Raw genomic sequence first — 19,282 nt, forward strand, 5'->3', positions numbered from 1 at the left:
GCCAGCTTACGGGGCTTTTCGCTCGCCAGGTAGCACATACTATGCGCGATTCTCACCTGCCTGGAGATCGTCATGTCTTTCGCCACCCGCTTCATCGCCGGCCTTGGCCTGCTCGCCGCAGCAGGCGGCGCCCTCGCCCAGCCGTTGACCCTGGAGATCTACAACCCACGTGAAGCCGCCGTGTTCCCGGTCAGCTCGACGCTGATCAGCGGTAAGAAGGACGCGATCCTGGTGGATGCGCAGTTCTCCAACCGCGAGGCACAGGAACTGGTCGAGCGCATCCAAGCCAGCGGCAAGCGTCTGACGACCATCTTCATCAGCCATGGCGATCCGGACTATTATTTCGGTCTCGATGTACTGACCCGCGCCTACCCAGAGGCCAAGGTACTGGCCACCCCGGCCACCGTCGCCCATATCGAGCAGACCCGTGCCCCCAAACTGGCCTACTGGGGACCGATCCTGAAAGACAGCGCGCCGGCCCGTACCCTGGTGCCCAAAGCGCTGCAAGGTAACCTGCTGGAGCTCGAAGGCCAGCGCATCGAAGTGGTCGGCCACGACGCACACAACACCAGCCTGTGGATTCCGAGCATCAAGGCGGTGGTCGGCGGCATACTGACCAGCGCCAACATCCACGTCTGGGTGGCCGATTCGCAGAGCGCCGAAGCGCGCAAGAGCTGGCTGAAGTCGCTGGACGAGCTCGAAGCCCTGCAACCTACCACTCTGGTACCGGGTCACTACCTGGGCGAGCCGGCGATGAACCTGGCCGACCTGCGCTTCACCCGCGATTACCTTCTGGCGCTGGAAGAGGAACTGCCCAAAGCCAAGGACAGCCAGGCACTGATTGCGGCCATGAAGGCGCGCTATCCTGACCTGCAGGATGAAAGCAGCCTGGAACTGAGCGCCAAAGTACTCAAAGGTGAAATGCAATGGCCATGAAACGCCAGATTCTGATTTGTGGCGCCTCGCGCGGCCTGGGCCTTGGCCTGGTGCGCGCCTTTCTCGACAGCGGTTGGCAGGTTCACGCGGTGGTGCGCGAGGTGCGACCTGCCAGCCCGCTGGACGGGTTGCGCAGCCAATATCCGAATGATCTGCAGGTGATTGCCTGCGACCTCAATGGCCTTGAAGCCTCCCACACCATCGAGGCCGCCCTGCACGGTCAGCGCCTGGACTGCGCCCTGTTCAACGCCGGGGTCTACGGTCCCAGCCATCAGGACCCGCGCCAGGCCGAGCTCGATGACATCGGCAAATTGTTCCTGGCCAATGCCGTGGCGCCTATCCGCCTGGCCCAGCAGTTGGCCGACCAGGTGGTCGACGGCGGCGTGATCGCCTTCATGAGCTCGCAGATGGCCAGCCTGCAACTGGCACGCGCTGCCGACATGCCGCTGTACGGTGCCAGCAAGGCGGCACTGAACAGTCTGCTACGCAGCTGGCAGATGCAGCTGCCGCAACAGCCCTGGAGCCTGCTGGCCCTGCATCCCGGCTGGGTACGCACCGACATGGGCGGTGAAGCCGCGCCCTTGAGCGTGGAGCAGAGCGCCAGCGGCCTGCGTGACGTGCTGCTCGCTCAGCTAGGCCAGCGGACCTGCGCCTTCCTCGACTATCAGGGCCAACCCCTGCCCTGGTGAGCAACGCTCATCCTGACGCCCGGCCGGTTGACCACCTGCCGGGCGTTTTCATTTCCGCCTCCGATAAACCTTTACCCCCTGCACAAGCATGACCGTGACGCAGCGGCCTTGCACGAACGTACGCAAAAGGGCTTGCAAAGCCACTCAAACAGCTATACAAAAACTGTACATAAATTAAATCCTGTACAGCTTAGGTGAATCGCCATGCCGTCTTACCGTGCCCCGCTGCGTGATATGCGCTTCATCTTCGAAGAACTGCTCGACGCCTACACCTTGCTGCAAACCCTGCCTGAACACCGCGAGTTCAGCGCCGACCTCGGTGGTGCGATCCTCGAGGAGGCGGCCAAGCTGGCCGAGAACGTGCTGGCCCCGCTCAACGGTCCGGGTGACAAACAAGGCTGTCAGTACGATCCGCAGACACACAGCGTGCGTACGCCGGACGGTTTCAAGACCGCGTATCGGCAATTCGCCGAAGGTGGCTGGACGGCCCTGGCCTGCCCCCCGGAGTTCGGTGGTCAGGGCCTGCCGCACGTCCTCAACATGCTGGTCGAGGAGATGACCTGCTCGGCCAACCTGTCGCTGGGTATGTACCCGGGGCTGACCCACGGCGCCATCAACGCCCTGACCAGCCATGGCACGCCCGAGCAGCAGCAGAGGTACCTGCCGCGCCTGATCAGCGGCGAGTGGACCGGCACCATGTGCCTGACCGAACCGCAGTGCGGCACCGACCTCGGCCTGATCCGTACCCGCGCCGTGCCGCAGGCCGACGGCAGCTACGCCATCAGCGGCACCAAGATCTGGATCACCGGCGGCGAGCACGATCTGGTCGACAACATCGTGCATCTGGTGCTGGCCAAGCTGCCGGATGCGCCGGACAGCGTCAAAGGCATCTCCCTGTTCCTGGTGCCCAAGTTCCTCGAGGATGGCAGCCGCAACCCGGTGTTCTGTGGCGGCCTGGAACACAAGATGGGCATCAAGGGCTCGGCCACCTGCGTGATGAACTTCGAGGGCGCCAGGGGCTGGCTGATCGGCGAACAGAACAAGGGCCTGAGCTGCATGTTCACCATGATGAACTCGGCGCGCCTGATGGTTGGCATGCAGGGGCTGGGTGTGGCCGAAAGCGCCTACCAGATCGCCCTGGGCTTCGCCCGCGAGCGCCTGCAGAGCCGTTCGATCTCAGGGCCCAAAGCAGCCGACAAGCCGGCAGACCCGATCATGGTGCACCCGGACGTACGGCGCATGCTGCTGCGGCAGAAGGTGATGATCGAGGGCTGCCGCGCCCTCGCCTACTTCGCCGGCCTGCAACAGGACATCGCTCACGGTGCCGAGGATGCCGAAACCCGCAGTCGCGCCGACGATCTGGTGCAGCTGCTCACACCGGTGGTCAAGGCCTTCCTCACCGACGAAGGTTTCATCTGCGCCAACGAAGGCCTGCAAGTGCTTGGCGGCTCGGGCTTCACCGAAGACTGGGGCATCGAGCAACTGGTGCGCGACAGCCGCATCACGCGCATCTATGAGGGCACCAACGGTATCCAGGCGCTGGATCTGGTAGGCCGCAAGCTGTCTCTTGGCGGCGGTCGTGCAGTGCGCGCGTTCTTCGCGCTGGTCGAAGGCTGGCTCAAGAACAATGCCGAGACTCCGCACGCAGCGGCTGTGACCCAGGCACTGAAGCAACTGCAGCAAGCGACCCTGTGGCTGGCCAGCGAAGGTAGCAAGGACCCGGAACAGGCCGCCGCGGCCGCAACGCCCTACCTGCGCCTGTTCGGCCTGACCAGCCTGGCCTGGCTGTGGTCGCAGCAAGCCCAGCTGGCTCAGCGTCAACTGGATGCCGGCAGTTCGGAGATCCACTTCTACGCGGCCAAGATCAAGTCCGCCGACTTCTTCATGGCCCGCGTCCTGCCGGAGACCGACGCGCTGCTCAGCGAGATCAAGGCAGGCAAGGCAACGCTGATGGCCTTCACCGATGAAGAGTTCGCCGCCTGATCACAGGCGGCAGCTGACAAGCTGCGCAATCCGGCAACCCCACTTCTCCCCTTTTTGGTTGCCGGATTTTTTTCTTCAGTACCCGCGGCCAGGCCCTGGTCGCGACATTGCGGAGGGATGGTCATGACTGCCCTGATATCGCGCCTGTGTTCGACCCTGCTATTGACGCTGCTGCTCGCCAGCACCTTGGTCCAGGCCAATAACCAGGCCGGCTGGCGGGAACAGCTGCCGCAGGCCAACCTGGTCGGCAGTGGCGACTTCAGCTGGTTCGGCTTCTCGGTGTACAACGCCAAACTGTGGAGCCCGTCGCGGCAGGTGGATTTCACCCAGCCCTTCGCTCTGGAGTTGACCTACCGCCGCAGCATCAGCCGGGAAACCCTGGTCGACACCAGCCTCGACGAAATCCGCCGGATCAACGGCCAGCCGCTGGACCGCGAGCAGCAGGACGACTGGACGCAGCAGATGCGCCAGGCCTTCGTCGACGTCACCGACGGCACGCGCATCACCGGCGTGTTCCTGCCCGAAGAGGGCTGCCGCTTCTACGTCGATGGCAAGCTGCAGCACGTCATCGACGACCCCGAGTTCGCCCGCGCCTTCTTTTCCATCTGGCTCGACCCGCAAACCCGCAGCCCCAAGCTGCGCACTGCGCTGCTCGGCCTTAACCCATGAGGTACGCCATGAAAGCCCTGTTGATCCTGCTGACCAGCCTGGTGCTGATCAGCTGCGGCCAGGTACCGGTCGAACGCTACGCCAACGAGAAACCCGTACTGGACCTGCCCACCTTCTTCTCCGGCCCGGTGCAGGCCTGGGGCATGTTTCAGGATCGCTCGGGCGAGGTGATCAAGCGTTTCCATGTCGATATCCAGAGCCGCCGCGACGGCGACAAGCTGATCCTCGATGAGCGTTTCCTGTACAGCGACGGCACCCGGCAGCGCCGGGTCTGGACACTCACCCCGGACGGCGCCGGACGCTGGATCGGCACTGCCGACGATGTGGTCGGCCAGGCCACCGGTGAAGTGTCCGGCAACGCCCTGCGCTGGCGTTACCACCTCAGCCTGCCGGTAGACGACACCACCTACGTCGTCTACTTCGATGACTGGATGTACCTGATGGACGACGACACGATGATCAACCGCTCGGTGATGAGCAAGTTCGGCATCGAGCTCGGCCAGGTCACCTTGTTCTTCCGCCGCGGCGCGGCTCAACCATGAGCCAAGCGCTGACGCTGACCAGCTTCGGCAGCGGCTACAAGGCATTGGTGATCGGCGCCAGCGGAGCCATCGGCCAGGCCTTCTGCCAGTTGCTGCGCGCCGATGCAAACTGTGCCGGCGTGCGCGAACTGAGCCGCAGCAGCACGCCCGCACTGGATCTGGAAGCCCCTGCCAGCATTGCCGAAGCCGCCGCCGCGCTGGCCGGGGACGGCCCCTATCAGCTGATCGTTCATGCTGCCGGGCTACTGCACCGCGCCGGGATCGCGCCGGAAAAGAGCCTGGCCGCCATCGAGGCCGATGCCCTGCAGGCGGTGTTCCAGGTCAACGCGCTGGGCCCGGCGCTGGTGCTGCGTCACTTCCTGCCCCTGCTCGACAAACAGGGCGCCATGGCAATGCTCTCGGCCAAGGTCGGCAGCATCGGCGACAACCGCCTTGGTGGCTGGTACGCCTACCGCGCCTCCAAGGCGGCGCTGAACATGCTGATCAGGACCGCCGCCATCGAACTGGCGCGCAGCAAACCCAAGGCGCGCCTGCTCAGCCTGCATCCGGGCACGGTAATCTCGCCGCTATCGCAGCCCTTTCGCGGCGCCGCTGCTGCGCGCCCGGCCGAACAGGCGGCTGCCGAGATGCTGCGAGTGATCGATAGTCTCGGGCCCGAGCAGAGCGGCAGCTTCTACGCCTACGACGGCCAATCGCTGCCCTGGTGAGTCAAGTTGGAAGCTCTACGAAGGGCGGTGATGGAGGCAGTCGCGTACACCCTTCACACGATGGTGCGTATCAGGGTTTCGGCTGACCAGCGCCCTTGAGAAAGAACTGCTCCAGCACGCTCAGCGAGCGGGCGCTGGCGGCACGGCCACGGCGCTCGGCGTCGACCACACCATAGATCAGCGAGACGAACAGCTCGGTCAGCAGTTCGGCAGTGATATCGATGCGGAAATACCCCTCCTGCTGGCCACGCAGGAAGAAGCTGTCCACTGCATCGATATAGGCGACCCAGCGCGCACCGTCCTTGTCCGGATCGAGGCTGTCCGGGCGGTACTGGAAAATCATGAAAACCAGCAACTCACGATGCCTGAGATGATTCTCGATCAGGCTGCGCAGCGCCTGCCCGACCTCAGCGCCTCCGAGATCGGCCTCTTCGATCACCTGGCTGAGCACCACCTGGCTGTGATTCATCAGGCGTTCGATCAGGGCATCGCGTGTGCCACAGAAACGGTGCAGGGTGGCCTTGCTCACACCCGCAGCTTCTGCCAGCTCCTTGAGCGTGGCCCGCGGACGATCGACGAGGGCCACGGCCAACGCCTTGAGCAGTTTTTCGTCATTGGACATCGAGGCCCTCCGGTATAGCGGCGCGCGCATTGTGCAGAAAAAGTCCCCAGACTCAACCGGGGCTTGCAGATTTGATTACACAAGACCCAAATGAGTCAATATTGACTCATGATGAGCAAAGGATGATCATGCGCGCCTTCGTACAAATGGATCTCACTTCCAGGTGACAGGCATGAGCAGGACTCGCGGGCGTTACGTTTTTTCAATGGTCACCCTTCTGGCGGCAATCGGCCTGGCTGGCTGTGGCCAGCAGGAGCAGGAAAGCGGTGAGGCGCCGCCCCGCGAAGTCGACGTCCTGACCGTCAGGACCGAACCTTTTACCGTCGTCGCCGAACTGCCGGGGCGCATCGAGCCAGTGCGTGTCGCCGAGGTGCGCGCGCGGGTGGCCGGCATCGTGCTCAAGCGCACGTTCGAGGAAGGCGCCGACGTCAAGGCCGGCGACCTGCTGTTCCAGATCGACCCGGCGCCCTTCAAGGCTGCCCTGTCGCGCGCGCAGGGCGAGCTGGCCCGCGCCGAGGCGCAGCTGTTCCAGGCGCAGGCCACGGTCAGACGCTACGAGCCGCTGGTGAAGATCGACGCCGTCAGCCAGCAGGATTTCGACGCAGCCAAGGCCGCGCTGCAAAGCGCCCAGGCCGACAAGCGCTCGGCACAGGCCAACGTGGAAACCGCGCGCCTGGACCTGGGCTATGCCCAGGTTCGTGCGCCGATCGCCGGCCGCATCGGCCGCGCACAGGTCACCGAAGGGGCGTTGGTCGGTCAGGGTGAAGCCACCCTGCTCGCCCGCATCCAGCAACTCGACCCGGTCTATACCGACTTCACCCAACCGGCAGCCGATGCCCTGCGCCTGCGCGAAGCCATCGCCGAGGGCAAGGTATCCGGCGCGGGCGACCAGCCGCTGACGCTGCGCGTCGACGGTACCGACATCGAAAGCAAGGGCACCCTGTTGTTCACCGACATTTCGGTGGACCGCAGCACCGGGCAGATCGCCCTGCGCGGCCGCTTCGACAACCCACAGGGCGTACTGCTGCCGGGCATGTACGTACGCGTGCTGACGCCGCAAGGGCTGGACCGGAACGCCATTCTGGTGCCGCAGCGCGCAGTGCAGCGTGCCGCCGATGGCCAGGCCAGCGTGATGTTGCTGGGCGAAAACGACACCGTCGAGGTTCGCCAGGTCACCACCGGTGCCATGCACGGCTCACGCTGGCAGATCCTCGAGGGCCTCGAGGCCGGTGACAGGGTGATCGTCAGCTCCCTGGCGGCGATCCGTCCGGGCGCCCAGGTCGCCCCCCGCGAAGCAGAAGCTGCCAGCGCACCTCAATCCCAGGCGCAGTAAGCCGGAGAACACCTCATGTCCCTGTTTTTCATACGGCGCCCCAACTTCGCCTGGGTCGTCGCCCTGTTCATCTCGCTGGCCGGCCTGCTGGCCATCCCTTTCCTGCCGGTGGCGCAGTACCCCAACGTGGCGCCCCCGCAGATCACCGTGAGCGCCACCTATCCCGGCGCCTCGGCCCAGGTGCTGACCGATTCGGTAACCAGCGTCATCGAGGAAGAACTCAACGGCGCGAAGAACCTGCTGTACTTCGAGTCCACCAGCAACGCCAACGGCATCGCCGAGATCACCGTCACCTTCCAGCCGGGCACCGACCCGGAACTGGCCCAGGTGGACGTGCAGAACCGCCTGAAGAAAGCCGAGGCGCGCATGCCGCAAGCGGTGCTCACTCTGGGCATCCAGACCGAACAGGCCACCGCGGGCTTCCTGCTGATCTATGCGCTGAGCTACAAGGACGGCGGCAAGGACGACAACACCACGGCGCTGGCCGACTACGCCGCGCGCAATATCAACAATGAAATCCGCCGGGTGCCCGGCGTCGGCAAGCTGCAGTTCTTCGCCTCCGAAGCCGCCATGCGCGTGTGGATCGACCCGCAGAAGCTGGTCGGCTTCGGGCTGTCCATCGATGACGTGAACAACGCCATCCGCGCGCAGAATATCCAGGTGCCGGCCGGCGCCTTCGGCAGCACGCCAGGATCCAGCGAACAGGAGCTGACCGCGACGCTGGCGGTCAAGGGCACCCTCGACAACCCCGAGGAGTTCGCCGCCATCGTGCTGCGCGCCAATCAGGACGGTTCGCGCCTGACCCTGGGCGACGTGGCGCGCATCGAGGTCGGCAGCCAGGATTACAACTTCGGTTCGCGCCAGGACGGCAAGCCGGCCGTGGCCGCTGCCGTACAGCTGTCGCCCGGTGCCAACGCGATCCAGACCGCCGAGGCGGTCAAACAGCGTCTGACCGAGCTGTCGGTGAACTTCCCGGACAACGTCGAGTTCTCGGTGCCGTACGATACCTCGCGCTTCGTCGACGTGGCCATCGACAAGGTCATCATGACCCTGGTCGAGGCCATGGTGCTGGTGTTCCTGGTGATGTTCCTGTTCCTGCAGAACGTGCGTTACACCCTGATCCCGTCCATCGTCGTGCCGGTGTGCCTGCTGGGTACGCTGACCTTCATGTACCTGCTGGGCTTCTCGGTGAACATGATGACCATGTTCGGCATGGTGCTGGCCATCGGCATTCTGGTGGACGACGCCATCGTGGTGGTGGAGAACGTCGAACGGATCATGGCCGAGGAAGGCCTGGCGCCAGTGCCGGCGACCATCAAGGCAATGGGCCAGGTATCCGGTGCGATCATCGGCATCACTCTGGTGCTGTCGGCTGTGTTTCTGCCGCTGGCGTTCATGTCCGGCTCGGTCGGCGTCATCTACCAGCAGTTCTCGCTGTCGCTGGCGGTGTCGATCCTGTTCTCCGGCTTCCTGGCCCTGACCTTCACCCCGGCACTGTGCGCCACCCTGCTCAAGCCGATTCCCGAGGGCCATCACGAGAAAACCGGCTTCTTCGGTTGGTTCAACCGCAAGTTCACTGCCCTGACCGGGCGCTACACCCAGCTCAACGGCAAGCTGGTACCACGTGCCGGACGCGTCATGTTCATCTACCTCGGCGTTGTGGTGCTGATGGGCTTCTTCTACCTGCGCCTGCCGGAATCCTTCGTGCCGGTGGAAGACCAGGGCTACATGATCGTCGACATCCAGCTGCCGCCGGGCGCCACCCGCGAGCGCACCTCGGCAGCCGGCGAGGAACTGGAAGAATTCCTCATGGCGCGCGACGCCATCGAAACCTCCTTTCTGGTGCTCGGTTTCAGCTTCTCCGGCATGGGTGAGAATGCCGCCATCGCTTTCCCGTTGCTCAAGGACTGGTCCCTGCGTGACGCCACGCAATCGCCGCAAGCCGAATCGGCCGCGGTGAACGAGCGCTTCGCCAACCTCGACGACGGCGCCATGATGGCCGTGCCGCCACCGCCGATCGAAGGCCTGGGCAACTCCGGCGGTTTCGCCCTGCGCTTGCAGGATCGCGCCGGCCTCGGCCGCGATGCCCTGCTCGCCGCTCGCGACGAGGTGCTGGGCAAGGTCAACGGCAATCCGAAGTTCCTCTACGCCATGATGGAAGGCCTGGCCGAGGCGCCACAACTGCGCCTGGTGATCGACCGCGAGCAGGCGCGCACCCTCGGCGTCAGCTTCGAGTCGGTCAGCACCGCGCTGTCCACCGCCTTCGGCTCATCGGTGATCAACGACTTCGCCAATGCCGGGCGCCAGCAGCGCGTGGTGGTGCAGGCCGAGCAGGCCGAGCGGATGACGCCGGAAAGCGTGCTGCGCCTGCACGTGCCCAATGACAGCGGCAGCCTGGTGCCACTGAGCGCCTTCGTCACCACGCACTGGGAACAAGGCCCGGTACAGATCGCACGCTACAACGGCTATCCGACGATCCGTATTGCCGGCGACGCCGCGCCGGGCGTGAGCACCGGCGAGGCCATGGCTGAACTGGAGCGCATCGCCGCCGACCTGCCGGCAGGCATCGGCTACGAATGGACCGGTCTGTCCTATCAGGAGCGGGTCGCCAGCGGCCAGGCCGTGATGCTCTTCGCCCTGGCCATCACCGTCGTGTTCCTGCTGCTGGTGGCCCTGTACGAGAGCTGGGCGATACCGCTGGCGGTGATGCTGATCGTGCCGGTCGGCGCCCTCGGCGCGGTGCTGGCGGTAACCGCCATCGGCCTGCCCAACGACGTCTACTTCAAGGTCGGCCTGATTACCGTGATCGGCCTGGCGGCGAAGAACGCCATCCTCATCGTCGAGTTCGCCAAGGATCTGTGGGAAGACGGCTACTCGCTGCGCGATGCCGCCATCGAAGCAGCACGCCTGCGTTTCCGCCCGATCATCATGACCTCCATGGCCTTCATGCTCGGCGTGGTACCGCTGGCCATCGCCACCGGCGCGGGCGCCGCCAGCCAGCGCGCACTGGGTACCGGCGTACTGGGCGGCATGCTCAGCGCGACCCTGCTCGGGGTGATCTTCGTGCCGATTTTCTTCGTCTGGGTGCTGTCGCTGCTGCGTACCAAACCTCAGCAAACCGACAACCATCCCCTGCACAAAGCGGAGTAATGCGATGACCTCTCACCTCATGCTGCGCCCCGCTCTGCTGACCCTGGCCGTCGCCCTCGGCGGCTGCTCTCTGGCGCCTCACTACGAGCGGCCGGAGGCGCCGGTCGCAGCCAACTGGCAGGTGGCCGACGCCAATGGTACCCGCGCACAAGCGCTGGACTGGCAGACCTTCATCGTCGATGCCGACCTGCGCCGCGCAGTGGATACCACGCTGAACAACAACCGCAGCCTGCGTCAGGCGCTGCTGGATATCGAGGCGGCCCGTGCGCAGTACCGCATCCAGCGCGCCGACCGTCTGCCGACGATCAACGCCAATGCCAGCGGCAACCGCCAGCGCCTGCCGGCCGACCAGTCACAGACCGGGCGCTCGGAAGTCACCAGCGTCTATCAGGTCGGCCTGGGCCTGGCGGAGTACGAGATCGACCTGTTTGGCCGCGTGCGCAACCTGTCCGAGGCGGCGCTGGAGACCTACCTGGCCACCGAGCAAGCCACCCGCGCCACGCAGATCAGCCTGATCGCCGAAGTGACCCAGGCCTATCTGACCCGCGACGGCGCGCTGCGGCGCAAGGCCCTGGTGGAACAGACCCTGGACAGCCGCCTGGCCTCGCTGGAGTTGGTCAGCAAGCGGCGTGAAGTCGGCGCCGCCACCGCACTGGACTACCAGGAAGCGGTCGGCCTCGCCGAGCAGGCCAAGGCCGAACGCGAGAGCACCGAACGCCAGCTGCGCCAGGCGGACAACGCCCTGGTGCTGCTGCTCGGCACAGCCGACGCCGGACGCCTGCTGCCGGCCGCGCCGCGTGACGCGCTGATGCTGCTGCAGGACATCGCCCCCGGCACCAGCTCCGAACTCATCGAACGGCGCCCGGACATCCTCGCCAGCGAGCACCGGCTCAAGGCGCGCCATGCCGATATCGGTGCGGCGCGTGCGGCGTTCTTCCCGCGCATCAGCCTGACCGGTTCGCTGGGCAGTTCCAGCACCGAGCTGTCCGGCCTGTTCGAGGGTGGCTCGCGGGCCTGGAGCTTTGCCCCGACGCTATCGCTGCCGATCTTCGCCGGCGGGCGCAACCGCGCCAATCTGGATCTGGCTGAAGTGCGCCAGGACGCGGCAGTGGCCAACTACGAAGGCACCATTCAGACCGCCTTCCGCGAAGTGGCCGACGCCCTCGCCGCCAGCGACACGCTGCGCCGTGAAGAAGCCGCGCGGCGTGCCCTGGCTGAGTCCAGCCGAGCGGCCGAAACCCTGGCCGAAGCCCGCTACAGGGGCGGAGTGGATGATCATCTGCGCTACCTGGATGCCCAGCGCAGCAGCTTCAACGACCAGGCCACGCTGATCCAGATAAGCACCGACCGCCAACTGGCGCTGGTCGACCTGTTCAGAGCATTGGGCGGCGGTTGGCAGCGCTAACCTGCTCGCCTGCCACGAAAGACAACGCCACGCATAAGCGTGGCGTTGTCTTTCTGAGAAACGTATCGCGGCGTTCAGCCAGAACCCAGAAGGTCGTTGGCATCGAGCAGGCGCCAGGCGATTTCCGGCCTTTTCTCCATGGCCCGGCGGATCGCCGCCGGAATGCTCTGGCGCGTCTTGCGGCACAACCCCGGATGCGCGTCGAAGCGCATGTGGATGCCACGCATGCTGCGAACTTCGCCATACGCCGGTTCGATGTGCAGGCGTATGCCCAACTGCTCGTACATGCGCCGCTGCATGCGCTCGAGTTCATCCAGGCTCTGCAGGTTCTCCAGACGTTCGAGCAGGCGCTGCTCCTCCTGGCGGGTCAGCAGCAGGACGCGCGTGTCGGCGCCCGGCCTGTCCAGCAACTCGTCGCGCTGACAGTCGCAGGCACCCGGTGGGCAGGGGTTACGCAGGGGCAATGGTGAATTCATGGACCCGATCATAGCCATAGCCAGGCGTGCTGCCCATCCACGCCTATCGTCTGGCTTGTCAGCACCGCAGACTCCGTTAAGCTCACAGCACTTTCCCCGATACAAGGAAGAACCCATGCTGCGCCTCACCACGTTCGCCGCTGGCCTGCTGCTCTCGGCCAACGTCTTCGCTCTATCCCTCTCTGATCTGAGCCAGCAGGACGCCAGCGGTGGTCTCAAGGACGCGCTGATCCAGGGCGCCCAGGTGGCCGTCAAGCAACTGGGCACGCCCGGCGGCTTCAGCAACAACCCGGACGTGCGCATCGAGCTGCCGGGCAAACTCGGCAAAGCCGCCAAGACCATGAAGATGATGGGCATGGGCGCTCAGGTCGATCAGCTCGAAGCGAGCATGAACAAGGCCGCCGAAGCGGCTGTACCGCAGGCCCAGGCGCTGCTGGTCGACGCCGTTAAGAAGATGACCGTGGCAGATGCCAAGGCGATTCTCAGCGGCCCGCAGGACTCGGCCACACAGTACCTGAACAAGAGCAGCCGCGAGCAGATCCGCGCCAGGTTCCTGCCCATCGTCAAGCAGGCCACCGACCAGGTGGGTCTGGCTCAGCAATACAACGCCTTCGCCGGCCAGGCCGCCAGCTTCGGTGTGGTCGATGCCAAGAGCAGCACAGTGGAAAGCTACGTGACCGAGCAGGCCCTCGATGGCCTGTTCGAGATGATCGCCAAGCAGGAAGCCAACATCCGCCAGAACCCGGCCGCTGCCGCCACCGGCCTGGCGAAGAAGGTATTCGGCGCACTCTGAGAAAAGCTGCAATTTCCTGCGCCCCGGTGGTCGTTGGCTATCGGGGCGTTTTCTTTTCCGTCAGGGCAGGCAGAGCCGGTCCAGCGCCGGACGCGCGAAGAGAAAGCCCTGCATGTAGCGAACGCCCAATTCGCGCAGGGCATCACGCTCCCCTGCACTTTCGATTCCCTCGGCGATGATGCGGATATCCAGCCGACTGGCCACCAGCACGATACCGGCGACTATCGCCTGGCGCACCGGGTCCTGGTCGATACCACGGGTCAGTGCCATATCCAGCTTGAGCACGTGTGGCTGGAATTCGGCCAACAGGTTGAGCCCTGAATAGCCGGCGCCGAAATCATCGATGGCGGTGGTGAAGCCCTGTTTGCCGTACTCGGCGAAGATCCGCTTGAGGTGCTCGGCATCGTGGATCTGCTCGCCCTCGGTCACTTCGAACATCAGCCGCTCGCGCGGGAAGTCGAAGCGCTGCGCCGCCTCCAGGGTGGCGCGGATGCAGGTCTCGGCGCGATACACCGCGTTGGGCAGAAAATTGATGCTGAGCAGACAATCCGGCACATCGAGCAGCCCGAGCGTTGCCGCCTGCTCGATGGCCTTGACCCGACAGGCCTGGTCGAAGCGATAGCGGTTGCCATCGTTGACCCGCCCCAGCACCTCGCCGGCCGACTCTCCGTTGCAGCCACGCACCAGGGCCTCATAGGCGAACGGCCGGTGTTCCTGTACATCGACGATCAGCTGGAACGCCATAGTGAAGTCGAACCCCAGGGCCTCGGCGTTACGACATTCGGCGCAGCCTACGGCGCGAAATGGCTGCGGAAAAATGCTCTGGCTGGCGATACCCATCGACGCTTCCTTATAGAACAAGACTTGGTGACCCTCCATTGTCAGCCTAGTCAAAATCTGAAGGAGGCGACCTGTTTTTCCAGAGACAAGGCCAACGTTTGCAGCCCCTGCGCCGTGCGCGAGGTTTCGGCCACCGCCTCGCTGTTGTGCATCGACATCTGCGCGATGCGTTCGACGTTGCGCGCCACGTCCTGGCTGGCCACGGTCTGCTCGCGCAGCGCCAGGGAAATCTGATCGACCACATCGACCACGCGCCCAGATGCCTGGCGAATGGCGACGATGGCATCGCCGGCCTGGCTGGCCTGCTCCACGCCGCCACTGACCTGCTGCACGCCCACCTCCATGTTGCTGACCGCGTTGCGCGTTCCCACCTGAATTTTCTTGATCATCTCGGTGATCTCCTGGGTGGAGTTGGCGGTGCGCTGCGCCAGCAGGCGCACCTCGTCGGCCACCACGGCGAAGCCACGCCCCTGCTCGCCGGCCCGCGCCGCCTCGATGGCCGCGTTGAGCGCCAGCAGGTTGGTCTGATCAGCGATTTCCTTGATCACGTTGACGATCGAGGAGATCTGATCCGAATGCTGGCCCAGCTCGGCGATCTGCGCCGCCGCGCCCTGCACGGTGTCGGCGATACGCTGCATGCTGACGAGGGTTTCCTGGATGACCGCGCCACCCTCGGCCGACTGCCGGCCCGAATCGCTGGACAGCCCATGCGCCTCGTTGGCGTTGTCAGCGACGTGATTGATGCTCACGGTCAGCTCCTCCACCGTCGCCGCCATGCTCGAAGCCGCTTGTGATTGCTCCTGAGTGGAGACGGACAACTGGGTGGAAGCACTGGAAATGTTCTGCGCCGCCTCGACCAGCTGGACGGCACCGGCACGGATCTGCCCGATCATCTCGCGCAGGCGCTGCTGCATGGTGTCGAAGGCATCGAGCAGCACACCGATCTCGTCGCTTCCGGCACGCTCGATCCGCGAGTCCAGGCGCCCCTGAGCAATGTCTCGCGCCACTTCGACAACCTGTTGCAGGCGCCCGGCGATGCTGCGCGAAAGCAGAAAGGCGACACTGACGGCCAACGCAGTGGCGATCAACCCGCCGACCAGCAGAATCACCAGTGACAGGGATTTGGCGGCATTCATCGATCCCGTACGCTGCTCCAGCAACGCGCGCTCTTCGGCCTGGACCTCACCCAGGATGCGGCGCATGGCGTCCATCCTGACCTTGGCATTGCCCGCCGAGATCCGTTCGACCAGCGCATCGAAGTCCCGTGACGCGGTACTGACCTGGCGCCGCAATTCGATATAGCCATTGATGTCCTCGCTCAGCCACTGGTCATGCAGCGCCTGCAGTTCGTCGAAGCGCCGCTGCTGGGCGGGGTTGTCACGGGTCAGCTGGCGCACATGGGCCATATGCTCGCGAAAGTCCTTCTCGCCGGTCTGCATGGGGCCTAGGAACTGATCACGCCCGGTGATCACGAAGCCTCGTGCACCGGTTTCGATGTTGATCAGACTGGCCAGCAAATCGCCCGATTCGATGATCACGTCATAGGTATGAATGTTCAGCCGCACCGCGCGCTCGACCTGGTCGAAGCCGCGCCAGGTGGACAGCACCAGCAGGAGAATGATCAGCAGGACGACGCCGAAACCCGCGTACAGCTTCTGGGAGATATTGAGATTGGCAAGCATGTGAACCTCTGAGTCGTCAGGGATGAGCGGACAGAGGTGCGTAAGTCGACCGCACCGGCTGGCAGTGCGCCATTATGCATATCGATACAATAACTGTACAAACAAAATCTTATGTACAACTTTTGCCTGCTCCGGCAGCCGGAAAAGAAAAACCCCGCCGGGCTTTTGGCCGGGCGGGGTCTTCGCAGATGCCGTTGCCGGTCAGGCGCAGGCGGATTGCATCTGGCGATGCGTATCGATGAGGTGCTGCACCACGCCAGGATCGGCCAGCGTGGAGATGTCGCCGAGTGCATCGTATTCGGCGGTGGCGATCTTGCGCAGGATACGGCGCATGATCTTGCCCGAACGGGTCTTCGGCAGGCCAGGCGCCCACTGGATCACGTCCGGCGTGGCGATCGGGCCGATCTCCTTGCGCACCCAGTTGCGCAGTTCCTGACGCAGCTGCTCGGAGGGTTCCTCGCCAGCGTTCAGGGTGACGTAGACGTAGATGCCCTGGCCCTTGATGTCGTGCGGCACACCGACCACAGCGGCCTCGGCCACTTTCGGGTGGGCGACCATGGCGCTCTCGACCTCGGCAGTGCCCATGCGGTGGCCGGAAACGTTGAGCACGTCGTCGACGCGACCGGTAATCCACCAGTAGCCATCTTCGTCACGGCGCGCACCGTCACCGGTGAAGTACATGCCCTTGAAGGTCTTGAAGTAGGTATCGACGAAACGATCGTGGTCGCCGAACAGGGTGCGCGCCTGTCCCGGCCAGGAGTCGATGATCACCAGGTTGCCTTCGGCCGGCCCCTCGATGATGTTGCCCAGATTGTCCACCAGCGCCGGCTGCACGCCGAAGAACGGACGCGCCGCGGAGCCCGGCTTCATCGGGTGAGCACCCGGCAGCGGAGTCATCAGGCACGCGCCGGTTTCGGTCTGCCACCAGGTGTCGACGATCGGGCAACGGCTCTGACCGACGTTCTCGTAGTACCACTGCCAGGCCTCAGGGTTGATCGGCTCGCCCACCGAACCCAGCAGACGCAGGCTGGAGCCATCGGCCCCTTCGACTGCGGCCTTGCCCTCGGCCATCATGGCGCGAATCGCGGTCGGTGCGGTGTAGAGGATATTGACCTTGTGCTTGTCGATGATCTTCGCCACGCGGGTGACGTCCGGGTAGTTCGGTACGCCTTCGAACATCAGGGTGGTGGCGCCGTTGGCCAGCGGCCCGTAGATCAGGTAGGTGTGTCCGGTGACCCAACCGATGTCGGCGGTGCACCAGAACACCTCGCCGGGGCGGTAGTCGAATACGCGCTCGTGAGTCAGCGAAGCGTAGGTCAGGTAGCCGCCGGTAGTGTGCAGCACGCCCTTAGGTTTGCCGGTGGAACCGGAGGTATAGAGGATGAACAGCGCTTCCTCGGCGCCCATTTCCTTCGGCGCGCAGACGCTGCCGGCGACCTTCATCAGGTCTTCGTACCAGATGTCGCGGTGCTGGTTCCACTTGATCTGGCCACCCGTGCGGTTGACCACGATGATCTTCTGCACGCTGTTGGTTTCAGGGTTGGTCAGCGCATCGTCGACGTTGGCCTTCAGCGGCACTTTCTTGCCGCCACGCACGCCCTCGTCCGCGGTGATCACTACCTTGGACTTGCAGTCGATGATGCGACCGGCCAGCGCCTCCGGGGAGAAGCCACCGAACACCACAGAATGGATCGCGCCGATCCGGGCACAGGCCAGCATGGCGACGGCCGCTTCTGGAATCATCGGCATGTAGATGGTCACCACGTCGCCGCGGTGCACGTCCTGGCCGCGCAGAGCATTGGCAAGCTTGCACACTTGCTCGTGCAGCTCGCGGTAGGTGATTTCCTTGTGCTCGGACGGATCGTCGCCTTCCCAGATGATCGCGACCTGATCACCGCGCTCTTCCAGGTGCCGGTCGAGGCAGTTGTAGGAGACGTTCAGGGTGCCGTCGGCGTACCACTTGATATCGACGTGGTGATCGTCGAAGGAGGTCTGCTTGACCTTGGTGTAGGGCTTGATCCAGTCGATCCGTTTGCCCTGCTCGCGCCAGAAACCCTCGGGGTTGACCACGGACTGTTGGTACATGGCCTTGTAGGTGGCCTCGTCGGTCAGGGTCCGTGCAGCCACTTCAGGGCGCACAGGGTAAAGAGACGCAGCACTCATGGAATCACCTCGGCGGGTAGTTGTTTTTGTATGCTGCCTTTTGTATCCCCCGCCCCTTCGTGAGGCCATTCGACCATGGTCTTACCGCTCTAAGACCATGGTCTTGCAACAGTTTCCGGCGCTTGCCAAGCCAATTCGGCAGCGCCAGGGATACGTCGACACGGCGCAAAAAACCCGGCACTAGGCCGGGTACAGAGGTAGACGCAGAGTCAACGGCGGGTAAAAGACCGCCCCGGGTGCGTGGGCCCGGGACGGTCATGGGGCTCACCGTTGATTGGCGGCCTGCGCGGCCTCGATCACATCAAGACCGATCTCCGCTTCGAACTTCTTCCAGGCCGGGCGCACCGCATCACGCCAGGCGGCGCGCTGCTCGGGCGTCAGGGTGATGATCTCGCTCTTGCCGGTATCGAGAATCGCCTGGCGCGCTTCGGCGTTCAGCGCCTCGGCCTGTTTGTTCACCTCGACGGTCACCTCGTCGACGATCTGCTCCAGCTCGCTACGGATGTCCGCCGGCAGGCCGTTCCAGAACTGGGTATTGGTGATCAGCAGGTAGTTGCCGATGGCATGGTTGGACTCGGTCATGTACTTCTGCACCTCGAAGTACTTCTGCGAGTAGATGTTCGACCAGGGATTGTCCTGGGCGTTGACCACACCGGTCTGCAGGCCCTGGTAGATTTCGGCGAAGGCCATCTTGCGCGGCACCGCGCGCAGGGCGCTGTACTGCGCGGCCTGCAGGTCGGACGGCTGCACGCGGAATTTCTGCCCACGGGCGTCGCTTGGCTCCACCAGCGGCTTGTTGGCGGTGAGCTGACGCATACCGTTGAGCCAGTAGGCCAGGCCGGTGATGCCCTTGCCCTCCATCGACTTGAGCAGCGCCCTGCCCTTTTCCGAGGACTGGAAGCGCTGCGCGGCAGCCACGTCATCGAACAGGAACATCAGGTCGAACAGCTGCAACTGCTTGGTGTACTGCTCCAGCTTGGAGGGTGCCGGCGCCAGCATCTGCACCTCGTTCAGCAACAGCGCCTCCATTTCCTTGCCGTCGCCATAGAGTGACGAGTTGGCGTAGACCTCGACCTTGACCTTGCCGGCCAGGCGCTCCTCAACCAGCTTCTTGAACATCAGCGCGCCCTGGCCCTTGGGCGTGCTGTCGGCAGTGATATGGGAGAACTTGATCAAGATCGGATCGGCTGCGTGGGCCGTCAGCGCGCCGAGCAGTGCGCAACCGGCGAGCACACCGGCCAGGCCACGGCGGACGAATGAGAACTTCATGGAGAGCTCCTGTTGTTTTTGTC

16 protein-coding genes and 1 pseudogene are annotated in these 19,282 nt (G+C 64.5%); 10 read left to right on the forward strand and 7 right to left on the reverse strand.

Annotated features, from left to right (window positions below):
- Positions 1–72: 72 nt before the first annotated feature.
- The 6 genes from DXK50_RS07035 (at position 73) to DXK50_RS07060 (ending at position 5,526) form a co-directional block, all read left to right on the forward strand.
- The gene (locus tag DXK50_RS07035; protein ID WP_212629800.1) at positions 73–936 is read left to right on the forward strand and encodes an MBL fold metallo-hydrolase; all 864 of its coding nucleotides are present in this window, start codon (positions 73–75) and stop codon (positions 934–936) included.
- A complete protein-coding gene (locus DXK50_RS07040; protein ID WP_161866655.1) occupies positions 927–1,625 on the forward strand; it encodes an SDR family oxidoreductase in 699 nt (232 codons plus the stop codon). The genes DXK50_RS07035 and DXK50_RS07040 overlap by 10 nt, the downstream gene beginning before the upstream one ends.
- Before the next feature lie 204 nt (positions 1,626–1,829).
- Positions 1,830–3,608 (forward strand): acyl-CoA dehydrogenase C-terminal domain-containing protein, encoded by a 1,779-nt coding sequence (locus DXK50_RS07045; protein WP_212629801.1) that lies wholly within the window; start codon positions 1,830–1,832, stop codon positions 3,606–3,608.
- Between the two features lie 123 nt (positions 3,609–3,731).
- Complete coding sequence (locus DXK50_RS07050; RefSeq protein WP_212629802.1) at positions 3,732–4,277, forward strand: chalcone isomerase family protein; 546 nt, start codon at positions 3,732–3,734, stop codon at positions 4,275–4,277.
- Between the two features lie 8 nt (positions 4,278–4,285).
- Positions 4,286–4,819 (forward strand): DUF3833 domain-containing protein, encoded by a 534-nt coding sequence (locus DXK50_RS07055; RefSeq protein ID WP_212629803.1) that lies wholly within the window; start codon positions 4,286–4,288, stop codon positions 4,817–4,819.
- Positions 4,816–5,526 carry an SDR family NAD(P)-dependent oxidoreductase gene (locus tag DXK50_RS07060; protein ID WP_212629804.1) on the forward strand — a complete coding sequence of 237 codons (711 nt, stop codon included), beginning with the start codon at positions 4,816–4,818 and terminating at the stop codon, positions 5,524–5,526. Before DXK50_RS07055 ends, DXK50_RS07060 begins: the two co-directional genes overlap by 4 nt.
- A 70-nt stretch (positions 5,527–5,596) precedes the next feature.
- On the opposite strand, the gene DXK50_RS07065 is transcribed toward DXK50_RS07060, so the two are convergent.
- Entirely contained in the window at positions 5,597–6,148 is a 552-nt protein-coding gene (locus DXK50_RS07065) for a TetR/AcrR family transcriptional regulator (RefSeq protein WP_161866660.1), read from the reverse strand.
- Positions 6,149–6,320: 172 nt separating this feature from the next.
- Between DXK50_RS07065 and DXK50_RS07070 the strand changes: the two genes are divergently transcribed.
- From DXK50_RS07070 to DXK50_RS07080, 3 genes are read left to right on the forward strand one after another with little or no spacing between them, the layout of a single operon-like run.
- Positions 6,321–7,481 carry an efflux RND transporter periplasmic adaptor subunit gene (locus DXK50_RS07070; RefSeq protein WP_212629805.1) on the forward strand — a complete coding sequence of 387 codons (1,161 nt, stop codon included), beginning with the start codon at positions 6,321–6,323 and terminating at the stop codon, positions 7,479–7,481.
- A 15-nt stretch (positions 7,482–7,496) separates the two neighbouring features.
- Positions 7,497–10,631 (forward strand): multidrug efflux RND transporter permease subunit TMexD, encoded by a 3,135-nt coding sequence (tmexD, locus tag DXK50_RS07075; protein ID WP_212629806.1) that lies wholly within the window; start codon positions 7,497–7,499, stop codon positions 10,629–10,631.
- Positions 10,632–10,635: 4 nt separating this feature from the next.
- Positions 10,636–12,036, forward strand: coding sequence for an efflux transporter outer membrane subunit (locus tag DXK50_RS07080; RefSeq protein ID WP_249186706.1), 1,401 nt, complete (start codon positions 10,636–10,638; stop codon positions 12,034–12,036).
- A gap of 74 nt (positions 12,037–12,110) precedes the next feature.
- On the opposite strand, the gene DXK50_RS07085 is transcribed toward DXK50_RS07080, so the two are convergent.
- Positions 12,111–12,512, reverse strand: coding sequence for a hypothetical protein (locus DXK50_RS07085; RefSeq protein WP_161866663.1), 402 nt, complete (start codon positions 12,510–12,512; stop codon positions 12,111–12,113).
- A 115-nt stretch (positions 12,513–12,627) separates the two neighbouring features.
- On the opposite strand from DXK50_RS07085, the gene DXK50_RS07090 reads away from it, so the two are divergent.
- Positions 12,628–13,305 (forward strand): DUF4197 domain-containing protein, encoded by a 678-nt coding sequence (locus DXK50_RS07090; RefSeq protein WP_212629807.1) that lies wholly within the window; start codon positions 12,628–12,630, stop codon positions 13,303–13,305.
- A gap of 60 nt (positions 13,306–13,365) precedes the next feature.
- Here DXK50_RS07090 and DXK50_RS07095 read toward each other — a convergent pair whose 3' ends face one another.
- The 5 genes and pseudogenes from DXK50_RS07095 to DXK50_RS07110 form a co-directional block, all read right to left on the reverse strand.
- Entirely contained in the window at positions 13,366–14,145 is a 780-nt protein-coding gene (locus DXK50_RS07095) for an EAL domain-containing protein (RefSeq protein WP_212629808.1), read from the reverse strand.
- 50 nt (positions 14,146–14,195) lie between these two features.
- On the reverse strand, positions 14,196–15,059 hold the full coding sequence (locus DXK50_RS25380; protein ID WP_461818591.1) for a methyl-accepting chemotaxis protein: 864 nt from the start codon (positions 15,057–15,059) through the stop codon (positions 14,196–14,198).
- A pseudogene (locus tag DXK50_RS25385) lies at positions 15,051–15,827 on the reverse strand (CHASE3 domain-containing protein); the annotation flags it as partial. The gene DXK50_RS25380 and the pseudogene DXK50_RS25385, both read right to left, overlap by 9 nt.
- Positions 15,828–16,028: 201 nt before the next feature.
- Complete coding sequence (gene acs, locus DXK50_RS07105; protein WP_161866666.1) at positions 16,029–17,990, reverse strand: acetate--CoA ligase; 1,962 nt, start codon at positions 17,988–17,990, stop codon at positions 16,029–16,031.
- A 264-nt stretch (positions 17,991–18,254) separates the two neighbouring features.
- Complete coding sequence (locus tag DXK50_RS07110; RefSeq protein ID WP_212629810.1) at positions 18,255–19,259, reverse strand: TRAP transporter substrate-binding protein; 1,005 nt, start codon at positions 19,257–19,259, stop codon at positions 18,255–18,257.
- Positions 19,260–19,282 lie beyond the last annotated feature (23 nt).

The organism is Pseudomonas sp. KB-10 (assembly GCF_018221585.1).
GTDB lineage: Bacteria > Pseudomonadota > Gammaproteobacteria > Pseudomonadales > Pseudomonadaceae > Aquipseudomonas > Aquipseudomonas yangonensis.

Excerpts from the sequence above, each read along its gene's own strand:
- DXK50_RS07035 (WP_212629800.1), top strand. The coding sequence starts at position 73 with ATGTCTTTCGCCACCCGCTTCATCGCCGGCCTTGGCCTGCTCGCCGCA.
- DXK50_RS07040 (WP_161866655.1), top strand. The coding sequence starts at position 927 with ATGGCCATGAAACGCCAGATTCTGATTTGTGGCGCCTCGCGCGGCCTG.
- DXK50_RS07045 (WP_212629801.1), top strand. The coding sequence starts at position 1,830 with ATGCCGTCTTACCGTGCCCCGCTGCGTGATATGCGCTTCATCTTCGAA.
- DXK50_RS07050 (WP_212629802.1), top strand. The coding sequence starts at position 3,732 with ATGACTGCCCTGATATCGCGCCTGTGTTCGACCCTGCTATTGACGCTG.
- DXK50_RS07055 (WP_212629803.1), top strand. The coding sequence starts at position 4,286 with ATGAAAGCCCTGTTGATCCTGCTGACCAGCCTGGTGCTGATCAGCTGC.
- DXK50_RS07060 (WP_212629804.1), top strand. The coding sequence starts at position 4,816 with ATGAGCCAAGCGCTGACGCTGACCAGCTTCGGCAGCGGCTACAAGGCA.
- DXK50_RS07065 (WP_161866660.1), bottom strand. The coding sequence starts at position 6,148 with ATGTCCAATGACGAAAAACTGCTCAAGGCGTTGGCCGTGGCCCTCGTC.
- DXK50_RS07070 (WP_212629805.1), top strand. The coding sequence starts at position 6,321 with ATGAGCAGGACTCGCGGGCGTTACGTTTTTTCAATGGTCACCCTTCTG.
- tmexD (WP_212629806.1), top strand. The coding sequence starts at position 7,497 with ATGTCCCTGTTTTTCATACGGCGCCCCAACTTCGCCTGGGTCGTCGCC.
- DXK50_RS07080 (WP_249186706.1), top strand. The coding sequence starts at position 10,636 with ATGACCTCTCACCTCATGCTGCGCCCCGCTCTGCTGACCCTGGCCGTC.
- DXK50_RS07085 (WP_161866663.1), bottom strand. The coding sequence starts at position 12,512 with ATGAATTCACCATTGCCCCTGCGTAACCCCTGCCCACCGGGTGCCTGC.
- DXK50_RS07090 (WP_212629807.1), top strand. The coding sequence starts at position 12,628 with ATGCTGCGCCTCACCACGTTCGCCGCTGGCCTGCTGCTCTCGGCCAAC.
- DXK50_RS07095 (WP_212629808.1), bottom strand. The coding sequence starts at position 14,145 with ATGGGTATCGCCAGCCAGAGCATTTTTCCGCAGCCATTTCGCGCCGTA.
- DXK50_RS25380 (WP_461818591.1), bottom strand. The coding sequence starts at position 15,059 with ATGCAGCAGCGCCTGCGCGAGATGATCGGGCAGATCCGTGCCGGTGCC.
- acs (WP_161866666.1), bottom strand. The coding sequence starts at position 17,990 with ATGAGTGCTGCGTCTCTTTACCCTGTGCGCCCTGAAGTGGCTGCACGG.
- DXK50_RS07110 (WP_212629810.1), bottom strand. The coding sequence starts at position 19,259 with ATGAAGTTCTCATTCGTCCGCCGTGGCCTGGCCGGTGTGCTCGCCGGT.